The 21,027-nt window shown below is 32.2% G+C and carries 19 protein-coding genes and 1 pseudogene; 6 read left to right on the forward strand and 14 right to left on the reverse strand.

The genetic code is table 11. The features are described 5' to 3' along the window. Positions 1–119 precede the first annotated feature (119 nt). The 4 genes from LG296_RS10945 to LG296_RS10960 all read right to left on the reverse strand — a co-directional run bounded on the left by LG296_RS10945 (position 120) and on the right by LG296_RS10960 (position 5,171). A complete protein-coding gene (locus tag LG296_RS10945; protein WP_107937862.1) occupies positions 120–1,121 on the reverse strand; it encodes a C39 family peptidase in 1,002 nt (333 codons plus the stop codon). A 45-nt stretch (positions 1,122–1,166) separates the two neighbouring features. After that, entirely contained in the window at positions 1,167–2,987 is a 1,821-nt protein-coding gene (asnB, locus tag LG296_RS10950; protein ID WP_107937863.1) for an asparagine synthase (glutamine-hydrolyzing), read from the reverse strand. 64 nt (positions 2,988–3,051) lie between these two features. Beyond that, on the reverse strand, positions 3,052–4,467 hold the full coding sequence (locus LG296_RS10955; protein WP_107937864.1) for a HAMP domain-containing sensor histidine kinase: 1,416 nt from the start codon (positions 4,465–4,467) through the stop codon (positions 3,052–3,054). Next, positions 4,464–5,171 (reverse strand): response regulator transcription factor, encoded by a 708-nt coding sequence (locus tag LG296_RS10960; protein ID WP_107937865.1) that lies wholly within the window; start codon positions 5,169–5,171, stop codon positions 4,464–4,466. Before LG296_RS10960 ends, LG296_RS10955 begins: the two co-directional genes overlap by 4 nt. A 296-nt stretch (positions 5,172–5,467) precedes the next feature. Here LG296_RS10960 and LG296_RS10965 point away from each other — a divergent pair, with 296 nt between their 5' ends. From LG296_RS10965 to LG296_RS10980, 4 genes are all read left to right on the forward strand, one after another. Then, complete coding sequence (locus LG296_RS10965) at positions 5,468–6,019, forward strand: TVP38/TMEM64 family protein (RefSeq protein WP_107937866.1); 552 nt, start codon at positions 5,468–5,470, stop codon at positions 6,017–6,019. Between the two features lie 343 nt (positions 6,020–6,362). Next, on the forward strand, positions 6,363–7,913 hold the full coding sequence (gene istA, locus LG296_RS10970) for an IS21 family transposase (RefSeq protein WP_181418126.1): 1,551 nt from the start codon (positions 6,363–6,365) through the stop codon (positions 7,911–7,913). Continuing rightward, positions 7,910–8,656, forward strand: coding sequence for an IS21-like element helper ATPase IstB (istB, locus tag LG296_RS10975; RefSeq protein WP_107937907.1), 747 nt, complete (start codon positions 7,910–7,912; stop codon positions 8,654–8,656). The genes istA and istB overlap by 4 nt, the downstream gene beginning before the upstream one ends. 206 nt (positions 8,657–8,862) lie before the next feature. Continuing rightward, on the forward strand, positions 8,863–9,015 hold the full coding sequence (locus tag LG296_RS10980) for a hypothetical protein (protein WP_181418125.1): 153 nt from the start codon (positions 8,863–8,865) through the stop codon (positions 9,013–9,015). A gap of 207 nt (positions 9,016–9,222) precedes the next feature. Here LG296_RS10980 and LG296_RS10985 read toward each other — a convergent pair whose 3' ends face one another. The 8 genes from LG296_RS10985 to LG296_RS11020 form a co-directional block, all read right to left on the reverse strand. Next, positions 9,223–9,921, reverse strand: coding sequence for a UPF0489 family protein (locus LG296_RS10985; RefSeq protein WP_107937391.1), 699 nt, complete (start codon positions 9,919–9,921; stop codon positions 9,223–9,225). Positions 9,922–10,006: 85 nt separating this feature from the next. Beyond that, positions 10,007–10,150 (reverse strand): hypothetical protein, encoded by a 144-nt coding sequence (locus LG296_RS10990; protein WP_181418110.1) that lies wholly within the window; start codon positions 10,148–10,150, stop codon positions 10,007–10,009. Between the two features lie 197 nt (positions 10,151–10,347). Next, positions 10,348–11,460 carry a hypothetical protein gene (locus LG296_RS10995; RefSeq protein ID WP_107937393.1) on the reverse strand — a complete coding sequence of 371 codons (1,113 nt, stop codon included), beginning with the start codon at positions 11,458–11,460 and terminating at the stop codon, positions 10,348–10,350. 223 nt (positions 11,461–11,683) lie between these two features. After that, complete coding sequence (locus LG296_RS11000) at positions 11,684–12,013, reverse strand: four-helix bundle copper-binding protein (protein WP_107937395.1); 330 nt, start codon at positions 12,011–12,013, stop codon at positions 11,684–11,686. Positions 12,014–12,090: 77 nt separating this feature from the next. Beyond that, positions 12,091–12,825, reverse strand: coding sequence for a sulfite exporter TauE/SafE family protein (locus LG296_RS11005; protein WP_107937397.1), 735 nt, complete (start codon positions 12,823–12,825; stop codon positions 12,091–12,093). Between the two features lie 17 nt (positions 12,826–12,842). Beyond that, positions 12,843–13,766: a F510_1955 family glycosylhydrolase gene (locus LG296_RS11010; RefSeq protein WP_107937399.1), complete on the reverse strand. Its 924-nt coding sequence runs from the start codon at positions 13,764–13,766 to the stop codon at positions 12,843–12,845. A 13-nt stretch (positions 13,767–13,779) separates the two neighbouring features. After that, the gene (locus LG296_RS11015) at positions 13,780–14,454 is read right to left on the reverse strand and encodes a response regulator transcription factor (protein WP_107937401.1); all 675 of its coding nucleotides are present in this window, start codon (positions 14,452–14,454) and stop codon (positions 13,780–13,782) included. A gap of 19 nt (positions 14,455–14,473) precedes the next feature. Beyond that, a complete protein-coding gene (locus LG296_RS11020) occupies positions 14,474–15,832 on the reverse strand; it encodes a cell wall metabolism sensor histidine kinase WalK (RefSeq protein WP_107937403.1) in 1,359 nt (452 codons plus the stop codon). A gap of 160 nt (positions 15,833–15,992) precedes the next feature. Here LG296_RS11020 and LG296_RS11025 point away from each other — a divergent pair, with 160 nt between their 5' ends. Both LG296_RS11025 and LG296_RS11030 read left to right on the forward strand, forming a co-directional pair. Continuing rightward, a complete protein-coding gene (locus LG296_RS11025) occupies positions 15,993–16,874 on the forward strand; it encodes a cupredoxin domain-containing protein (protein ID WP_107937405.1) in 882 nt (293 codons plus the stop codon). Between the two features lie 81 nt (positions 16,875–16,955). After that, positions 16,956–18,306, forward strand: a pseudogene (locus tag LG296_RS11030) (IS3 family transposase). 86 nt (positions 18,307–18,392) lie between these two features. On the opposite strand, the gene LG296_RS11035 reads toward LG296_RS11030, so the two are convergent. Together LG296_RS11035 and LG296_RS11040 are read right to left on the reverse strand one after the other, a co-directional pair. Beyond that, positions 18,393–19,850, reverse strand: coding sequence for a UDP-N-acetylmuramoyl-L-alanyl-D-glutamate--2,6-diaminopimelate ligase (locus LG296_RS11035; protein ID WP_107937407.1), 1,458 nt, complete (start codon positions 19,848–19,850; stop codon positions 18,393–18,395). Then, complete coding sequence (locus LG296_RS11040) at positions 19,847–21,025, reverse strand: D-alanyl-D-alanine carboxypeptidase family protein (RefSeq protein ID WP_107937409.1); 1,179 nt, start codon at positions 21,023–21,025, stop codon at positions 19,847–19,849. Before LG296_RS11040 ends, LG296_RS11035 begins: the two co-directional genes overlap by 4 nt. Between the last annotated feature and the right edge of the window lie 2 nt (positions 21,026–21,027).

Genomic DNA, 21,027 nt, shown 5'->3' on the forward strand with positions numbered 1-21,027 from the left:
CTATTAATCTCATTAAGAAATTCCTTTATATAAAAAGTACAAACCTTATGGTTTGTACTTTATCGAAAAACCATCAGCAGTTAAGAAAAGCTTGGTTCATAAAAATTCAAACCCTATTTTCATTTGTGAATAGCAACTGCTTGTTTTCCTAACTCTTCATAACTTGTCAGGAAATCTTGTTTATCATGTTCCACCTTACCTTTTAGTGGATCCATAATTGTCACTTTATTCTCTGAGTACCCCATTAATACAACCGCATGTAAATTCTGATACATTTCATGGTATTGATCTGTACCATCTATTATCCATCCGCTATTTTTCCTTGGTTCTGATAAATCAAGAGTTACCCACATTACAACAGGTACACCTTGTTTAACTAGATTTAATATTTCATGGGGTGATTGTCCGCTTGCATTTGTTACTTGCAAAGACAAATTATTATCTGAAATTACACTTTTTGCAGCTTTCACAATAGGTGCCGCAAAAACATATGATGTAGCTCTTTTTTCATAAGGACTTCCCGTATAAGCAACGTTTGGATCAGCTCCAAATTGTATACCTTCCTCAAAGCGAAAATTTTGTTGTGGTAAATAATTATCTGCCATATCTGTTTTAGTTACTTGTAAACCATAATAATTTAAGACCGCTGTTAGTGATGTAATTTCACAGCCATTCGGTAACTCCGGATTTTGCATTACTGTCGGAACTTCGATATTTTGATTTGAATTAGAATTCATAATAATAACATGATAAGGATTAGAATTCTTAAAAGTTAACTTTTCCACAGACGGATAGTTACTTTCTGATATTGATGCAGTTATTAAGTATGTTTTTCCTTCTTCCAATCCATTCAGCTGTGCTTCACCTTCATTTGAGCTAACTACTGAATGAATTTCTTTTCCGGTTAAAACATCTGATAATGTGATTTTCAAATTTGGAACTGGCTCACGACTACTAGATTCAACTGTTAAGACTGTTAATACATTTTCATTTTGATTGGTAATTGAAGTATCTGTGGTTGTATTCAAAGTATTTGTCTTAATTTCACTTTCTAATGAACAAGCCGCTAATAGGCAGGCGAACGTTAGTAGACTAATTGTACCCTTTAATTTTGTAGACATTGATTCACATCCTCTGCTACCTAACTTAAATACGAACTTAGTATACTATTCAAAGTATCGACTATACCATATTAGGAACATGTATATAGTCCAAATTTTACGTTGATTTTTTGCACGACCTTCATAATGGTCGTTTAATAATTTTAAAATTTCATACTGGTTAAAGAAATGACTAGCTGTTTTACTTTCAAATGTCTTTTTTATTTCTTTATAATATTTTTCTTCTTGAAGCCAAAGTCGAATCGGTACAGGAAACCCTAATTTCTTTCTCTTTGCCCATGCTTCTGGAAGAGTTTTATTAGCCGCAAGTCTTAAAGAATATTTAGTATTTTTTTCATTAACACGATAACGAGTAGGAATTGTAGATGCAACTCTCATTACTTCTTTATCCAAAAAAGGCACTCGTAGTTCAATAGAATGAGCCATACTCATTTTGTCCGCTTTCAATAAGATGTCATCGACTAACCATAAATTTAAATCTAGTATTTGCTTTTTAGTAACATCATCTTGGTTCTTCACTTTATCATAAATTGGTTTCACAATTGACTTAACCGATGGGGCTTTTTTGAATTCTTCATTTAAAATTTTAATTGCTTCTTTTTCCTCAAAAATTGTTGCTTGTCCTATAAATGTATCCTCAATCGGTAATCCACCCTTCATAAGAAAATTCTTACCACGTATTTCGGGTAGTTGTTTAGCTAATTCACCTAATGGTCTACGGATAAAACTAGGAAACTTTTTATATTTTCGCATATTAGTGGTTTCATCATATTCAGCATATCCCCCAAAGAGTTCATCTGCTCCCTCACCCGAAAGTACAACAGTAACATGTTTACGGGCTAATTCTGCTAAGAAATAAAGGGGTACTATTGATGGATTGGAATGTGGTTCATCCATCATATACTGAATTTCATCTAATTGTTCAAAGCACAAATCAGGATCTAAAACTTTATTTATATTCTCTATCCCTAATTCTTTTGAAAGATCGACAGCATTATCAATTTCCGAAAAATTTTGGTCACTAAAACCTACTGTGAACGTTTTATCTGGTCTTAGCACGGATGCTACGTAACTGGAATCTACCCCACTTGAGAGGAATGAACCCACCTTAACATCTGAAATTTGATGGGATTTTATAGACTCATAGACTACTTCATCGATTTCTTCGACTATTTCTCCTATAGAACGTTCTACAGGCTCAAAAGTAGGCTCCCAGTAACGTGTTGTTTTAATTTCACCGTTTTCAAAAGTCATATAATGCGCTGACGGCAGTTTATATACTCCTTTGAAGAATGTTTCATTTAAAACAGGAAACTGAAAAGTTAAATAAGGCTTCAAAGCTTGTTGATTTAATCTTTTTATGAAATTTGGATGCGGTAGAAAGCTTTTAATTTCTGATCCAAACATCAATGTTCGATTCATATAAGCAAAATAAAATGGCTTAATACCAAACTGATCTCGAGCTGCAAATAATTTCTTTTTATTTTTGTCCCAGATAACGAAGGCAAACATTCCACGAAGTTTTTGAACAAGCTGTTCACCGTATTCTTCATAACCATGAATTAACACTTCGCTATCTGTTTGCGTTGTAAAAATGTGTCCTTTAGCAATTAAATCGTCGCGTATTTCTTCAAAGTTATATATTTCACCATTAAATATAAGTACAAGTGAATTATCCTCATTATAAAGCGGTTGGTTTCCATGCTCTAAATCAATAATACTTAATCGACGAAAACCAAGTGCTGCTACTCCTTCTACAAATGTCCCTCTTGAATCGGGTCCCCGATGGATAATCTGATTCATCATTTCACCTAATACTTCTTCCGGATTATTTACTTCTCCGATAAATCCTGTAAATCCGCACATAACCTATCTCCTATTTTGTATATTTACATTGATGTTTTACTTATAACTAAAAGCAAATTTTATATTAATTTTTATTTTTGTATGATTTTTTTTGGAGTTCATCAGGAAGCGTTAACTGAAATTTAGAACCTTTACCTAACTCGCTTTCAACAGTAATTGTTCCTTCTAATTGCTTTACAAGTTCAAAGACAATTGCTAGACCTAAACCAGTTCCTCCCATATGTCTTGAACGTGATTTCTCAACACGATGGAAACGATCAAAAATAAAAGGAATATCGACTTCTGGAATGCCCAAGCCAGTATCCTCAACCGTGATACAAATTCCTGATTTACATTTTTTTGTTTCCACCGAGATACTTCCTTTTTCTGTATAATTAATCGCATTTTCTAAAAGATTTAATAGTATTTGTTCTAATCTAAGTCCGTCAGTAAGAATGGATGATATTCCTTTCTCTGTTTCATAAAGTAGTGAGATATTTTTTTTCTTTGCTTTTAATTCTACTTTTTGAAGTGCGGATTCGATGACTTCTTCAACTTCAATAGATTGAACATATAAGTTGATAATACCTTCTTCCATTTTTGACAATTCGAATAATTCTTCAATAAGTTTAGCTAGTCGTTCTGATTCTTTTTCTATAATCCCCGAGTATACCTTTAATTCTTCTTCATCTTTATACTGACCATCTTTAATTACCTGTGCATACCCCTTTAAATAAGAAATAGGAGTGCGTAATTCGTGCGATATGTTAGCAAGCAATTCACTTCTATTCGTCCGATAATTATTTAATTCGATACTTAAATCGTTAATGGCACTAGCTAAAGAACCAATTTCATCGTTTGAATTAATTTGTACTTTTGTACTTAGATTTCCTCTTGCGATTTCTCTAGTGGCCGTCTCCATCTTTAGTAGCGGTTTAGAGAGTCTTTTGGCAAGAAATATTGCATAACCTAAAGCCAAAATAATAGCTGCAAAAATTGAAATAATAATCCAATCTCTTACCGCATGCATTTTTTGATGAATCTCGTCAATTGAAGAAAAAACAAGGACGCCTCCCTTAAACTCATCGCTTACCATAATTGGTTGTCCAACAAAAAAATACTTCTCAAAAGTTATTGGATCAAAACGTTCCCTTTCAAATTCTTCACCTTTTTGCATTGTTTTCAGCCATTCTTTCGGAATGGATGTACCCGTATGAAATTCAAAAACATGATTGGAAATGATTACACCTTTTTCGTTAAAGACTACAATCTCCTCATCTGTAATTGCACTTAGATATTCATAAAATTCGGGTTCATTTTTCATCGAATGACTTACCGCTATTTCGAGTTTATCTGCCAATTCATTTACATTTTCATTAACATGTAGCGAATAAACATTAAGAAAAATACGATCAATTAATATTGCAAAGGGGATTAGGATACTTAAAAACAGAAGCATAATGATTAGACCAAACTTTACAACGATACCTCTTATCTTCACTTTTGCTCTCCTGGTACAATGAACTGATAACCAATACCCCAAACTGTTTTAATGAACTTTTCTCCGTTCATAATGTTTTTTACCTTTGTTCGTATATTTTTTATATGAGTATCAACAATTCTTAAGTCCCTATCTTCGTACTCTTCCCAGATTTGATTTAATAGAATATCTCTTGTAAATATCCGAGTTGGCGAATTTGCTAAGAGTGAAAGTAAATTAAATTCTTTCGTGGTTAACTCAATTAAATGCTTATTTATATAAAGCTCACGACTATTTAAATCCATTCTGAAAAGACCGTTTGAGAATGAAAGAATATTTTCGTTCAACACCTCTCTGCTCTTCATTTGGTCGGTTCTACGTAATAACGCTTTCATTCGTGCCTTTAGTTCATCAAACTCAAAAGGTTTTACTAAGTAATCGTCTGCACCAATCTCCAAACCACGAACTTTATCAGTTAACTCCGTTCTTGCTGTTAACATTAGAATTGGTGTATCATTTTTCTCTCTAATTTTTTGACAAATTGTCCACCCATCTACGTATGGGAGCATAATATCTAAAATGATAAGGTCAAATTCAATTTGGCTTATTACTTGTAATGCTTCTGCTCCGTCTTTTGCCATTGAAACAATATAATCATTTCTCAAATGAATATTTAGTAAGTCCAACATATATTGTTCATCTTCAACAATTAGAATTGATTTCATATGTTAACAACCCCTCAAATTTGATTCATACCTATTACCAATATTTTTGATATCTATATTATTAATACCTCATAAATGAAAAAATATTTTGTTTTAAGATTAATTACTTTGGGGTTAATTATAATTTATCCATTAAATTTGAAGTAAATATGTATTATGTAAAAAAATGTAAGTTGATGTTTAAATTTTATAAAAAAATGTGACTTTCTGAATTTATAAGGGTTTTATTATACGCATATGTGTGGTGTATTATAGAGTAAATATGAATAATAAGTTTCAAAAGATTGAGAGGTTTTATGGAAGAGTCATTAATACAACTATTTGAACAAGTTGGACCTTTTGCTATTTGGCTTAGTTTAATAAGTAATATTCTAATAAGTATCTTGGGTTTGTTACCAAGTGTTTTTATTACAGCTGCAAATGTATTATTTTTTGGTTATATGAATGGATTACTTATTTCTATTTTGGGAGAAGCACTTGGTTCAATTATTAGCTTTATCCTTTATAGAAAATGGCTTAATAAATGGAAAAATAAAAAAAGGCTACAACATCCTCAATTAAAACAATTGGAAAAAACCGAAGGAATGAATGCATTTTGGTTAATTTTATGTTTTCGACTTTTACCTTTTATCCCCTCAGGAGGAGTGACACTAGGAAGTGCTTTGTCTAAGGTTTCTTTACGAACTTTCACTATTGCAAGTACCCTTGGAAAAATCCCTTCACTAATAATTGAAGCTAGTGCATTATATGGTTTGATGTTTTTTGAAACGAAATGGAAAATTATCATTAGTATACTTTTGATTGTAATTTTATTTTGGAAAACAAAGAAAAAAACAGAATGCTCTTAATAAAAAAACATAAATATCAGCTCATCTTAAAAGAAGCCAAACTTATTTAGATTATTAATTTTGGTTTCTTTTTTATCGTTTTTTAGTTATTCAGAACGAGAATATCGTAAGAATCTACTAAGCTATTCAATTAAATGGCCCTTAAACAGAAAAAGACACAATTCTTTTGCAAGAATTACGTCCGATTTTGGAATAAGATAAAATCCTTGTAAACGCTAAAATAAAATGGACAGATATCGCTAAATAAGATTGAACACTTTCGCCAAAAATAACCCTTATCCTTTATACTAAATTGGTAGTAGATTGGTAATCGGGGGCATGATGAAAGGTGAAAAAGAAATTGATGTTATATTTAGCAATCCAACAAATGAAAGAACAAAGATTTACTGTAACACAGATTGCAGAACAGCTTAAAATATCTCGAACGACGGTTTATAGCTATTTGGAAATGTCGCCTGAACAGGCTTATGAGTGGGCGAATACATTAAAATCCAGAAAGAAAAAATTAGACCCTTATAAAGATTGGTTAGTCGCTTGGCTCAAAGAACATCCTCATTTAAGTGCTGCACAACTGCATGATTGGTTACTAGAACGTCATCCTAAATTGGTTGTTGGAGAAAGTACGATGCGCATGTATGTCAGTGAGTTACGAGAAGAATATCAAATTGAGAAAACCAAAAAAGTTAGGCAATATGAGGCCATAATCGAACAGCCAATGGGAAAACAAATGCAAGTTGACTGGGGAGAAACTCGTCAAAAAACGAAAGAAAATACTGAAGTGAAACTGTACTGTATTTGTTTTGTATTATCGCACTCTCGGTACAAATATGTAGAATGGCAAGATCGACCATTTACAACACGCGATACGATAAGAAGCCACGAAAATGCTTTTCAGTATTTTGGAGGGATGCCAGAAGAGATTGTCTACGACCAAGATCATTTAATAACAGTCAGTGAAAATGCCGGGGATATTATTTTAACAGGTGAATTTCAATCCTATAAACAACAACGTAAGTTCAGAATATATTTATGTCGTAAAGCAGATCCAGAATCGAAAGGTAAAATTGAAAATGTAGTGAAGTATGTGAAAGGAAATTTCGCAGATAGCCGTATTTTCACTACTATAGATAATTGGAATGAACGATGTATAGAGTGGCTGAAACGTACGGGTAATTACAAAGTACATAACGGTACAAAAAAGAGACCGACAGAAGTGTTTCTCCTCGAAAAGCAACACTTAAAGCCAGTCTCTAACCCACTCTCAATAGAGAGTAACAATACAATTAGTATAACAAGAACCGTTAATAAGGACAACACCATACACTATAAATCTAATCGTTACTCTGTCCCACTGGGAACATATAGACCAAGAGGTCTAAACCTTGTTTCAATTGAAATGGCTGTAGATGAAAGCAATCAGCAGCAACTGGTGATTAAACGAAGTCCTGATGGTGAAGTTCTAGCGAAGCATCGTCTTGAATTAGCCAAAGGAAAATTAGTCAAAAATCGAAATCATGAACGTGATCGTTCAAAAGGTATCCAAGCCTATAAAGAAACAGTGATTCGCCAGTTTAATAATACTGAACTAGCGACTACATATATTAATCAGGTCCTAGCTGAGTATCCTCGATATAAAAGGGACCAGCTGGCCATCATCCATAAAACAACCAATGATTATCCAGATTATATCGATGAAACCCTAATAAAATGTGTTGACGAGCATTTCACAAGTGCCAATGATTTTCATGATATTGCAAAGTATATAAGCAAGATTCAAAGCAAAGAACTACCAGTTCCACCTCTCGAATCGAGTAGGTTAAAAACAAGGAATATCAAAGTAGAAACACGTTCTATCAGCACATACACAGATATTTTAGGGGGTGTCATCTCATGAATGATGGCTTAGAAAATCTACAAAACTATTTTAAACAACTAAGATTAACAGAAACAGCCACTGAGCTGCCTAATATATTAAGAAAAGCGGAACAGTCCACATGGACTTATCGGGAATTTATTAAAGAAATCGTTGAATTCGAATTAACTAAACGTGAAGAAAAGAGTATTGAAAAACGAATGCGTTGGGCGAAGTTTCCTTATATGAAAACGCTGGAACTATTTGATTTATCTGATCAAACCTCTTTAAACGAAAGGCAATTAAACCAACTAAAAGAGCTAAATTGGCTAGAGCAACAATATAACTTAATTCTATTAGGACCGCCTGGTGTTGGTAAAACCCATTTGGCCATAGGATTAGGAATTGAAGCAATTCAAAAAGGATTTAACGTCATGTTTGTGACTATGGGTGAATTAATCAATCTTTTAAAAACCAGAGAATTTACACGGAAATCACAGGTGCAATTAAACCGAATTGAATCTTCTGATTTAGTAATTATTGATGACTTAATGTACATGGCAATGGATTCACGTGAAGCAAATCTATTCTTTCATCTGATAAATCATCTTTATGAGCGTAGCTCAATTATTTTGACTTCTAACAAGAGTCCTGATCAATGGGGCGAATTATTGGGAGATGAAGGTATAACTACAGCTATTTTAGATCGCATTTTACACAGAGTAGAAGTTGTACAGATGAATGATGATAGCTATCGAATGAAGCATCGTCAAGGTATGTTTTAACATTAGCAAATGGGTATAAGGAGATTTCATTTAAATGAAGATTTTAAATATAAATGAAGTAAGAGAAATCATATTAGAATTAGGTTTAATCTTGTGACCATCAAAAAGTTGAGAGCTGGTTATCGGATGGCTCTATAAAAAATATCCAGGATGGCAATCTTTACAAGATTATTGAGCATGATATCGAAGATTTCATATTCGACACTTTGTGGATTGGTTCACCATATGAAAGAGGAATCAATAATGAAACGAAGATCGATAGATTACTTGAGGAAATTGCCTCTTTAAAGGCGAAAGTATCCAAACTTCAAGATGAAAAGCATGAATTAGAACTAGAACTTGGCAAGATGCCATTTTAATAATTCTTTCTCCTACTTCTACAAAGGAGTGGGAGAAGAATCAACGAAATTGTTCAAAATTAATTAGCAAAATGTGTCCAATTCTACTTGACGCTTACAATCCTGCATATCACACAGGATTTTATGAATTATCAATCTGTATTATAAATCTACATTTGGTGAATAGATTTTATTTAAAATGATGTAAAATCATCCTAAATTTTTGAACTAAACAATGTCCCATGAAATTAATTTGGCAATATCAATCTCAAATACATCGATAAATATATCTAATAGATGTTGTGCTGGCTCTTCACCACCACAACATTCAGGAGAAATAGCAACTGTAATCAGATCCCAATTATAAACATTCTTAAGATAAGTTAAGGAATTGTATACTTCTTCATCAGGTTTCAATCTAGGGTTTCTCCCATGAAAGTTCTCTTCATTAAAAAAGTCTAAGTCTAAGTTAAGTATTAATGATTTGTCATTTACAAATGATTCTACTAATCCATTTTCAATAATTTCTTGTAATTTAGACATAGTTCGTACTCTTAATCCTGTATATGTTCTCCCCTTAACATAATTAGTTGCCCAATCCTCAAACGGTTCGCTGCTAAAGTCAGAAACATAAATAATATTATCGATTGTACCTCTACCGAATGCTGGCCAAATAAATGTGTCATAGGTTATATGGTTTTCTGTAAATCTTTTTAAAGAGGACAATTCTTCAATTTCTAAATATTCTGGATTGTCTTGTAATACGAATGGACAGTCATCCAGATGTGCATCTACATGGATTAATGTAGCATTAGGATTAATAATTGATTTTTCTCTCGCAAGTTCCCATATATAGAAAGCCCACTTATGATTGTCCATTATGTAAATATTTTTATCAGGAAAGCAGATTTTATTTCCATCTCTCATTTTTTCACCCCATTGAGTTAAGATAACCAGGAAATGCAACAGAGTTTTATAACTGCTTTTCACCGTTTTTCAATTTTCTCTTTCACTAATCTGTTATAAGCCTCTTCTCCATAATAACCCTTCCAATTCTGGTTATATTATGAAATACCCCTCTTTTACCTCTTAAAACATCGTCTGAATCAGTGAAAGGTCTCCCCCCATTTATGAATTCCTCATTATTTATTTTCATTTTAATTCACCTCTAATTAGATACATTTACTTTCACTACCTATATTAAAAATAAGATACACTTTTCGAGGATTTTAAATTGATTTCATTAATTTCGTTTAACCAATCTTACTGCCCTGTCTTTTTAAATAAAAATATACTCTAATTTGGCAACTAAATGTTTGTATCGTATGTTGCTCCAACTGTCCTGATAAAATTTTACCGAAACCATCTCATAGGAATCTCAAGGTGTGCTGGATTATTCCTATCCCATGTTGGATCAATATCCTCTTCTTTTACAATAGGGGAATATAATAGATATTTTACTAAATCAGACGACAAAATGTAGCGTACTTCCCCTTTAGCTTTATCAGTTACAATATTTATTTCAGATTTTTTATTTGGATTTTCCATATAACATACAGTAAACCCGTAATTTAATTGATTTAATAAAACTATAAATGTAAATTTTCCTTCCCAATAATCATCACGTAATTCATTTACTCGGTTTTCCAAATCGATAAGATTTGGTTCTTCTTCCAAATTAATTTCTTGCAAATAAACCCTTTCATGATCTAAGAAGCTAGAAGAAACTAACAATAGATCTTCTTTTCGAGTTAATGATACTTGATAATTTAAATGAAGATTTCTTTCCCCATTACTTTGAGTTACAGCGTACATTAAATAAGTGGTATTCCACATTCTTTGTACTCCTCCTGTATGTACATATCCCCCAAAGAAAAAGCCACCTACATCAAACAACTTTAAAGGATTTTTAATGGCGAAATTTTGTAAAAATGCAAGCGTATAAACTAAACATATTCCATCTCCAAAATTATCATTTGTTATGAAATCTACAAACTGTGAGCTTTTATCACTTAAATATTGGTGTTCTCTTCCCGAACCTAGGTGTATTGAAGAATGTTCTTCTTTGAACTGACCGTTACCCATGTAATTATATGAATACAACTTAGGCATATCTTGTTCCATAAAACCCATAAGTAATTCTACACGAGAGAATGGACCGGCTGATAACACTTTTTCGAAAGCGGTTATTGGTTTTAATCCCTTTTCGAGTTCTTTTCTATACATTTCCAGTACCTCGAGTGCATCTTCAACATCACCTGCAAATGTAACTAAAACATTACCAGGCAATTTAAAGACTTTATACCTTCTATCTTGCATAGTTTTATTTTCTTCCTTAACAAATTCACCAAAAGTAGTATATTCACCAAATGCTTCATCAATTTCTTGATTTCGTCCACTTGAAGTCATACTATCAGCTATCAAAAATACTGCAGTTTTAGATTTAAAACCAATACAATATGTCACACTACTAGCCTCCCATATAAGGACTTATTTTACTAAACTGCCCCGTAACGTTAAGTATACAATTTCATAAGTTCCTTTAAAATTAACAATTAGATTTAATTTTCATTAAAGGAGTTGCTCTACAAACTGACCAGATTCTGGAATAAGAAAAATCCTGTATATCAACACAGGATTTTTAATCAAAATTTATTCTAAATTATCAATTGTTTTTATAAAACTACAACTATACAGCCATTTTTCTACAAGATTCAGCACATCTATAACATACTTCTGCACATTCCTTACAATGTTGATGATGTTCATGTTTATTACATGTGTCACCACATGCTTGACATATCTCACTACACAATTGACAAATTTGATTAATAAATGGACTATTTGTTTGCATTGATTTTGTTGCTAATGCACAAATGTCAGCACACTCTCTTAATGTTCTAATACATTCTGCTAGCATTTTTACGTTATCCTCTTTTAGACATGCGTCAAAACATTTGTTACAAGACTCCATGCACTCAATACATGCTCTAATACACTCTTCAAAATTCATTTGCATTTAAAAATACCTCCAATAATAGCTATAATTATTACTGTTAAGTATTTACCCTAGTTTTTATTTAATACTTTTATATTTTATAGACCCCAATAAGTAATTAAATCAAAGAGACCAATTATTACTAGGACACCCCCTGCAAATTTTTGAATTATTCTTCCAAGTTTCATACTTTTTTTCATAATTAAACTTTTCACATCAAAGTACCAAACTAAACCTAATATAATCATTAGTGGGATGGATGTTGCAATACCAAATATTACTGGTAGTACAATTCCATAGGATGTAGAAACAACTGTTGGCATTAACCATACAAAAAAGAGTACAAACATCGTTGGACAGAAAGCAATTGCAAAACTAGCCCCTAACAAGAAAGAGCCAAACTTTCCAGTCTTAATATTCGCTGGGACATAATTAGAAAGTTTGTTCAAAATTCCCAACCTTATAATTCCAAGAAGTACAAATCCAGTTAAGATTAAAAGTGGACCAATCGCTTTTCGAAATATTGGAAAGTATTCTGTTATTTTAGACTCCAAGGATTGGCCAAAGATCCAAGCTAATAATCCAATTGAAAAATAAACTAAAACTTTTCCACTTATAAAGGTAAGAATCTCTCCCCAGTTTTTATCAACTTGAATTGTACGATTTCCGTACAAAGTAATTGCACTGATATTCCCTGTTAGTTGGCATGGAGCAAAGGCACCGATTAATCCAAGTAGAAGTGCAATAACAATTGGAGAATGTTCATATGAATTTAAATATACAGAAATAGGCTGACTGATGACTTGACTGATTTGTGATAAAAAGTTATACATTTCTATTATTCACTACCTTATTCAATAGCTAAGTTTCCATTTTTAGCAAGGCTATTCCATGAATTTCCTTGATCATTTGTTTGATAAATTGACAAATTATTTGTAACTATTGTTATTTCTTGTTGCTCATTTGGATTCACTGCAAGATAAATGATTGGATCATTCTTTGTTTCCTTCGGAAGTTTAATATCCTTTACTTTCTTATTCTCTAATGTAAATAATTTTAAATATACTTGTTGACTCTCATCAATACTGGAATAAATTCCTCCCTCTTCATTCAAAGTTACATAGGTTACCATTTCATTAGAAATTAATTCAGAAAAATTCTGTCCATAGTCCTCTGACAAATAAATTCCTTCTTTACTACCGATTACAAGAAGTCCTTCTTTTGATGGATGTGCTGAAAAATTAGATATATAAGATGAATTGAATCCATTTAGGGCTACTTTAGTCCATGTCTTACCTTCATCAGTTGAATAATGTAAACCGCCCTCTAAATTATCCGTAGGTGTTTCATTAAAGACATAAATTATATTACTATCATAACCCACTGCAAGATAGTGGAAATCTAGTTCCCCATAAAAGGCTAATTGTTCCATATTAGCACCTTTATCTGTACTTTTAATAAGACCTAATGGGTTTTTTAGATTTGAACCTTCCTCTGGATGTCCACTTGAATAGAAGCCGTCTCTTACAGCTGCAAATCCCATATAATCGTGTTTTTGACTATTCGCTACTTTCCATGTCTTTTCGTCAAATTGATAGAGTCCATTATGGGTTGCAACTAAGAACTCATTTCCTCCATTTGCATACCCTAAACCATGAACATGGTCAATTTGTTCGTTTTTTACATTATCAAAAGAATATTTTTGTTCAGAATTACAAGCTACTAAGATACTAGATAACAATAGTAGTCCAAATAAGGTTTTTATCTTTTTCATTGTCATTTTCTCCTTAACTCCATTTATAACCGATACCCCATGCTGTTTTTAGAAAATTACCAGTAGGAAATCCAGCCTTTTTTAGTTTGTCCCTTAAATTACGAATATGAGAATCAACTGTTCTGATATCTGTTTCACTTTCGTATTCCCAAGCTAAATTCAACAATTCTTCACGCGTATATGTTTTATTGGGTCTAGATAATAACGCCTTTAAAATAAAAAACTCTTTTAACGTTAGCTGAACTTTTAAATCAAGGTATTGTAAAGAATACCTTTCAATATCTAACGTAAAATCATTGTAATGGATATTTGACTCTCTTTCTTCATCTGGAGATCGTCTTAAAACTGCATTAACTCTTGCAACTAATTCTCTTTCATCAAAAGGTTTCGTAATGTAATCATCAGCACCACTGTTTAAACCTTTTACTAATTCTGTTTTATCTGTTCTCGCTGTCAACATAATAACTGGCACATTTGAGAATTCCCGAATTGCATTACATACTTCCCAGCCATCCATTCCTGGCATCATTACATCTAATAACACAAAGTGTATTTTTTCTTTTTTTAGTATTTCAATAGCATTTTTCCCATTCGTTTCCTTGATACACTTGATTCCTTGAGGGTTCAGAAATAATTCAACTAAATCTAACATTCTTTGTTCATCATCTACTAAAAGAGCTGTTTGCATTATTATTTGAGCCTCCTAATTAAATCATTATTTTAAATGTGCTTCCTTTCCCCAGTTTACTTTCTACTTCTATCGTACCTCCATGCGCCTCAACTAACTCTTTAACAACTGATAGTCCAATCCCTGAGCCACCATATGTACGAGAACGTGACTTTTCAACCCGATACAATCTATCGAAAATAAACTCAATTTCATCTGAAGGGATACCGATACCTTCATCACTTACTGAAATAACTGCTCTACCATTCAAACTATAGGCCTCTAATCGTACTTCTTTACCATAGTCGGAATATTTCATTGCATTATCCAAAAGATTAATAACAATTTGTTGTAAACGTAATGGATCAGCGTAAATTTGAAAGTTCTTTTTGCTTTCGGTTTTTAATTTTAGTTCTTTATTCAAAAATGACGGCTCTACGAGTTTATATATATTATCTAGGAAAGGCTGAGACCAAAAATATTCTTTATTTACTGTAAATGAATTTTCATCAATCCTTGCTAAATCAAGTAAATCTTTTACTAAATCCTTCATACCGTCAGCTTCTTCAGCAATAATAGAAAGGTAACGATCTCGCTCTTTTTCATTTAGATCTTTTCTCATCGCCACTTTTGCATAACCAATTAAATAAGTTAGAGGCGTACTTAACTCATGTGAAATTGAGGCTAAGAATTCATTTCTTTCTTTCTTTAAGCGTTCTAAATCCTTTGCAAGCTTTTGAATCGCAACTGCCAATTCTCCAAGTTCATCCTTACTTGCATATGGAAGTGTAACTTTAAAATCTCCCTTACTTAATTTCTCAGTAGCCTCTTTCATAATGATTAAAGGTCGTGTAAGGACTTTTGATAGTAATCCGTAAATAATGAGAATAATTACTACACTCGTTGCACCTGCTAGTCCAAAGTGCATAGTTAACTCATTCACCATTCGATTAATTGAATTTGTACTTTGATACATTAGTACATAACCGGAATGCTCACCATTTTGATAAGGATGTAAACTTACGATATAGGGTGAATCCTTATAGTCTGAAACTAAAATTCTATCTGTTTTAGACTTACTTTTCATAACTAACGGGACATATTTCTCTAAGGTTGGATTATTCTCATCAGAACTGCTAATTACCACACCTTCATTATTAATGATCATTACTTCTCTATCATTATTATTTTCCATCAATACGATATGTTTTATTGTAGATTCAGAATAATTTTCAATTAATACATCTCTATGATTTTCCCCATTAGCTAACAATCTAGAAAATTCTTCATCCACTCTACTGTGTATAATGTTTCGGTGAAGATAAAACATCAGAAATAACTCCAATATAAGTACAGCAGCAAAAAAGTATAACGCCAACTTTGTTGAAATTTTATTCAAAATAGACACCACCCTCTCAGAAAGCTTAATTATAAGTTAAAAATATGAAAAAATTATGCAGATTTCTAAACCAATAAAATCTTTAATGATAATCAAAAAAGAATACTAAAAAAATTGAAACATATATTGAAAATAGATTTATTTTAAAGGAGAGAACCAGTTGACATTTACTGTACTTTTGACCTTTTTACTTATTCTTATTTTCACATCAAAATTGATAATCGATACAGTACTCTACAGAAAAAAAATAACAATTATGGCTGGAATGATGATTTCTATGGTGTTGGGTATGATGGTTGGGTTCACTACAGGCATAATCACTGGAATATTACTAACTGATGCCTTCTTTTATTCTACGATTATTTCAGCTTTTGTCGGTATAGCTACTGGTTTTATAGTAGGGGTCCCAATTGGTTGGTTGGCGATTTTCGACGGTATCTTAGCAGGTTTAATGGGTGGAACAATGGGTGCAATGATAGGGGCGATGATGGATTCCGAATATCACGACCAATTAATAAAATTGACGCTTATACTCTACGTAGCAATCATGTTGCTATTGTACAGAATCATGCAAAAGCAAATTATCAAAAAACAATCTTTATTAAGCAATCCTATTGTTTTGACTTTTCTATTTTTGATAACAATAGTTACATATAATCAATCTGGATCCTTTGTTCCAACCTCAAAATCCAATCAAGTAGATGGTTCAATTCGAAACCTAGTTGTAACTGCAAATGATAATATTTTCTTACCAGATAAAATAAAAGTAAAAGCTGGAGAGAAATTGAAAATTACATTAGACAACATTGGGAAGAGTGAGCATGATTTTGAGATTGTTAATATTGAAGCTACGAGTATCGAAACACAATCTTCCCAGCATCATCATAATAAAGGAAATAATCAGATTCATATTCATAGCCTTCCTGGTGAGAAACAAGCTATCTCATTTATTCCTGTTACTCCAGGAGAATATAAATATGTTTGCACTATCCCTGGACATGCAGAATCCGGTATGATTGGTAGCATAGAAGTTACTTTATGATTATAAATAGAAAAAACCTCGTTTACAATGAACTGCACCCCAATTGTTAGACACATCTAACAATTGGAGGTGCAGTTTTTTATGGCTAAATTTAAGGCAGAAGAGAAATTACAAGCAGTTGAGCGTTATTTAAATGGAAACGAAAGTTCTCATGAAATAGCTAAATCCTTAGGAACTGATAATAAAGCGATTCTAAAATGGGTTACACAATTTGAACACAATGGTGAAAAAGCCTTCGTCAAACAATATACAAACTACACACAACAGTTTAAACTAGACGTACTAACTTATATGATTGAAAACGGTATGTCCTTAAACGAAACAGCTGCGGTCTTTAACATAGCTGCTCCTTCAACGATTAGTGTTTGGAGAAAACAATTTGAAAAACAAGGATTTGATGCCCTTCAATCAAAGAAAAAGGGGCGTCCATCCATGAAAAAAGAATCCAATAAACAACATAAACGAACACCAGTTGAAGGCTCTACAGAAGCACTTCGAGCAGAAATCGAACGTTTACGTATGGAAAATGAGTATTTAAAAAAGTTGAACGCCTTAGTTCAAAACAAGGAAAAATCACCAAAGAAGACAAAGTAAAGGTCATCTATGAATTAAGGCATAAATACTCGGTGAAGGCGCTTGTGGCATTCGCACAAATTACACGTAGCACGTACTACGATTTAGTAAAGAAGATGAATCGTCCTGATCCAGATGCCGATTTAAAAGCTGAAATCCAGGCAATTTACGACGAACATGAAGGCCGTTACGGTTACCGTCGCATCCGGGATGAATTGGCGGACCGTGGTCAAAAAGTGAATCATAAAAAAGTTCAACGCATCATGAAAGAACTTGGTTTAAAGTGTGTTGTTCGCATGAAGAAATATAAATCTTATAAAGGGACAGTTGGTAAAATTGCGCCAAATATTTTGGATCGTAAATTCACTGAAGATGCCCCAAATGAAAAATGGGTCACGGATATTACTGAATTTAAGTTATACGGCGAGAAGCTTTATCACCTGTATTAGACTTGTTTAACGGAGAAATTATTACGTATAAAATTAGCTCTAGGCCAACTTATTCTCTTGTTTCAGAAATGTTAGACCAAGCTTTCGAGCGCTTACCAGAAGACCACCAGCTACTATTACATTCCGATCAAGGCTGGCACTATCAAATGAAACAATATCGACACGCTCTTGAGACAAGAGGAATTGTACAAAGCATGTCACGTAAAGGGAACTGTTACGATAACTCGGTGATGGAGAATTTCTTTGGAATTATGAAATCAGAACTCCTTTATCTAAAGGAGTTTGAGAGTGTAGAGCATTTTAAAAAAGAATTAGAAAAATATATCGAATACTACAACATGAAACGGATAAAGGCAAAATTAAAAATGAGTCCGGTACAATACCGAACTCATTTTACCCAAGCTGCCTAATGAAATAACCGTGTCTAACTTTTAGGGGTCACTTCAACAAACGAGGTTTTTTATTTCATTTTTATTGCTCATGTACAGTTGAAAAATTACTGATAGAGATTATCTTCAATATATAAAACAGTTTCTTCGTCAGATTTTGTAGGTAAATGAAATTTTTGGTTATAATTTTCATGTCCCTTTCCCGTGATTATTATCCAATCATTATGAGCACTATTTTCAATCGCCCATTTTATTGCACTAGTTCTATCAGGTATTACGATTCCTTGATCGTTACCACAGTGGGAATTTATAATATTTAATGACTCAATCATTTCATCTTCTGGAACTGAATTTAAATCATCCAAAGTTAGTACAAATTGATCACTTAACTCCTTAGCTACAAAAATCATTCCTTCTCGTTTACTTTTATCTCTATTTCCTCTGAAACCAAAAATTTGAGTAACTTTATTAGCTCCATATTTTTTGGCTGTTGTTATACAATTAGAAATTGCTTCTGCTGTATGTGCATAGTCCACTACCACATTTACACCATTCCGTAATTTGATGATTTGAAACCTACCCTTGACTCCTTGAAAACCTCTTAACGAATTAATTATATTCTTATATTCAATTCCTAATAATTTAGCTACACTGTATGACATAACAGTATTATACATATTATGAACACCCATTATCGGAGATGAAAGACAATTAGTGTTCTTTTTTTCAGTGAATTTAATTATTGATTTTTCAATAATAAGATCTATTATTTGTAAAGTATTTTTATCTGAATAGCCTATGGAATAGACGTTTTTTCCTCTTTCGTTCAAAATACCTATTAATTTCTCGCCCCATTCATTATCTCTATTCACAATAGCCTGACCACTATCCTTTAAATAATCAAACAATAATAACTTTGCCTGAAAATAGTCCTCCATTGTCTTATGATAATCTAAATGTTCATGCTCAAGATTTGTAAATAAACAGAAATCAAACTTTATCCCCTCAACTCTATACTGAGATAAACCATGTGATGATACTTCCATAATGACTACCTCATCTTTGCTTTCAGATAGTAGTTTATGTAAAGCTAAAGTACCTGGAGTTGTATTATTACTTTTAAGGACTTGTCCATTAATTTCATTATGGATTGTTCCAATTAAAGAACAAGAATGACCGTTACTTTCCATAATATGTTTTAGCATTTGACTTGTTGTTGTTTTACCATTAGTACCTGTAATTCCTACCATTACTTTTTTACTAGAAGGATTTTTATAGAAACTATTTGCAATTATACCCAACGCTTTTCTGCTGTTAGAAACTTGGATATATGGTATTGGTAAAGAATCCATACTTTTTTCACCAATTATTGCGCATGCCCCATTTTCAATTGCTTGTGGAATATAATTATGACCATCTGCAGTGAAGCCTTCAATAGCAACAAATAGATATCCTTTAAAAACATCTACAGAATTATCAGCTATTCCTAATATTGAGAGGTTTTCTACTTTTGGTTCTAGTACAGATTTTATATCAAGAGTTTTAATTAATTGTTTTAATCTCATTGATGTTTACTCCTATTAATTATGATTGAAGCTTTAAACCAAAAGTAAAATACTATAATTGAGAAAAGAATACCTAGATAAAGTAAAATTTCCATACTATTTTTTGAGAAAGATTTTACCTCATCAATTTTTTTATTTTGTTCTTTCTGAATTGTGGTCTTTACACTTTCTAATTGAAAAGTATCAACTAAATTTCCTTCTTTTGTTGTAAAATTTAAAGTCCCATCTTTAGTTGCTTTTTTACTAATTTGTTCATTTAGTAAAGAAGTATAATAAAGATTTTTAGCTGATTTAAATTTTTTATCCCCAACTGTAAAAATAATACCTTTTTCGATACTTTCAGTTATATAATTTTCGAATCCATAATTTAAGAGTTCTATTGTGTCATGGTAAGATGTTTCCTCAGTAGGATTATTTAAAGTAATAACAATTAAACTTAGATTTTCATTTTCGGCTGTTGTTGCTAATGTAAAACCTGACTGATTAATATACCCTGTCTTTCCACCAGTAACTTCTTCATAAGGAATTTCGCCTTTAAGAATTTTATGATGAGTAATAAGAGTCGTATCCCATGAATCACCTATCCAATCCAGTTGTTTTGTACTGAATATTTCTTTAAAAGTGTCATTTTGCAAAGCATATTTGGTTATTTTCGCAAGATCTTTAGCAGTTGTAAAATGGTCCTTATTATATAATCCGTGTGGATTTTCAAAATTAGTATTTTGGACTCCAATTACATCTTTCAGATATGTACTTAAATTGTTAGAAAATTGTTCAACATTACCGTCTAAATGCTCTGCTATTGCAACCCCAGCATCATTTCCGGAATTTATCAATAACCCTTGAATCAACTTTTTTAATGTCACTTTCTCTCCTACTTCTAAATACACTCTTGTTCCTTCTACACTTCTAACACTACTACTTACAATAACTTCATCGTCTAAGTGACCATTTTCTATCGCATATATGGCTGTAGCAATTTTGGTTAAACTTGCAGGATACATTTGCTTATTAGCATTTTTTTCAAATAGTATTTTTCCTGTATTTGCTTCCATTACTATTGCAGATTCACTCACAATATTTGGAGTTCCTGAAGTGGTAGCACCAAAGACATACGTTGCATTTAATGAATAAAATGCAATTAACACAATAATTAAAAGGATTGTTTTTCTCATAT

The organism is Ureibacillus chungkukjangi, assembly GCF_044795995.1.
In the GTDB taxonomy this organism is placed as follows: domain Bacteria; phylum Bacillota; class Bacilli; order Bacillales_A; family Planococcaceae; genus Ureibacillus; species Ureibacillus chungkukjangi.

Coding starts and splice junctions, on each gene's coding strand:
- LG296_RS10985 (WP_107937391.1), bottom strand. CDS start 9,921: ATGAGAGATGGAAATAAAATCTGCTTTCCTGATAAAAATATTTACATA.
- LG296_RS11010 (WP_107937399.1), bottom strand. CDS start 13,766: ATGAAAAAGATAAAAACCTTATTTGGACTACTATTGTTATCTAGTATC.
- LG296_RS10965 (WP_107937866.1), top strand. CDS start 5,468: ATGGAAGAGTCATTAATACAACTATTTGAACAAGTTGGACCTTTTGCT.
- LG296_RS11035 (WP_107937407.1), bottom strand. CDS start 19,850: ATGAGATTAAAACAATTAATTAAAACTCTTGATATAAAATCTGTACTA.
- LG296_RS11040 (WP_107937409.1), bottom strand. CDS start 21,025: ATGAGAAAAACAATCCTTTTAATTATTGTGTTAATTGCATTTTATTCA.
- LG296_RS10990 (WP_181418110.1), bottom strand. CDS start 10,150: ATGAAAATAAATAATGAGGAATTCATAAATGGGGGGAGACCTTTCACT.
- istA (WP_181418126.1), top strand. CDS start 6,363: ATGTTATATTTAGCAATCCAACAAATGAAAGAACAAAGATTTACTGTA.
- LG296_RS10945 (WP_107937862.1), bottom strand. CDS start 1,121: ATGTCTACAAAATTAAAGGGTACAATTAGTCTACTAACGTTCGCCTGC.
- LG296_RS11005 (WP_107937397.1), bottom strand. CDS start 12,825: ATGTATAACTTTTTATCACAAATCAGTCAAGTCATCAGTCAGCCTATT.
- istB (WP_107937907.1), top strand. CDS start 7,910: ATGAATGATGGCTTAGAAAATCTACAAAACTATTTTAAACAACTAAGA.
- LG296_RS10960 (WP_107937865.1), bottom strand. CDS start 5,171: ATGAAATCAATTCTAATTGTTGAAGATGAACAATATATGTTGGACTTA.
- LG296_RS11000 (WP_107937395.1), bottom strand. CDS start 12,013: ATGCAAATGAATTTTGAAGAGTGTATTAGAGCATGTATTGAGTGCATG.
- asnB (WP_107937863.1), bottom strand. CDS start 2,987: ATGTGCGGATTTACAGGATTTATCGGAGAAGTAAATAATCCGGAAGAA.
- LG296_RS11015 (WP_107937401.1), bottom strand. CDS start 14,454: ATGCAAACAGCTCTTTTAGTAGATGATGAACAAAGAATGTTAGATTTA.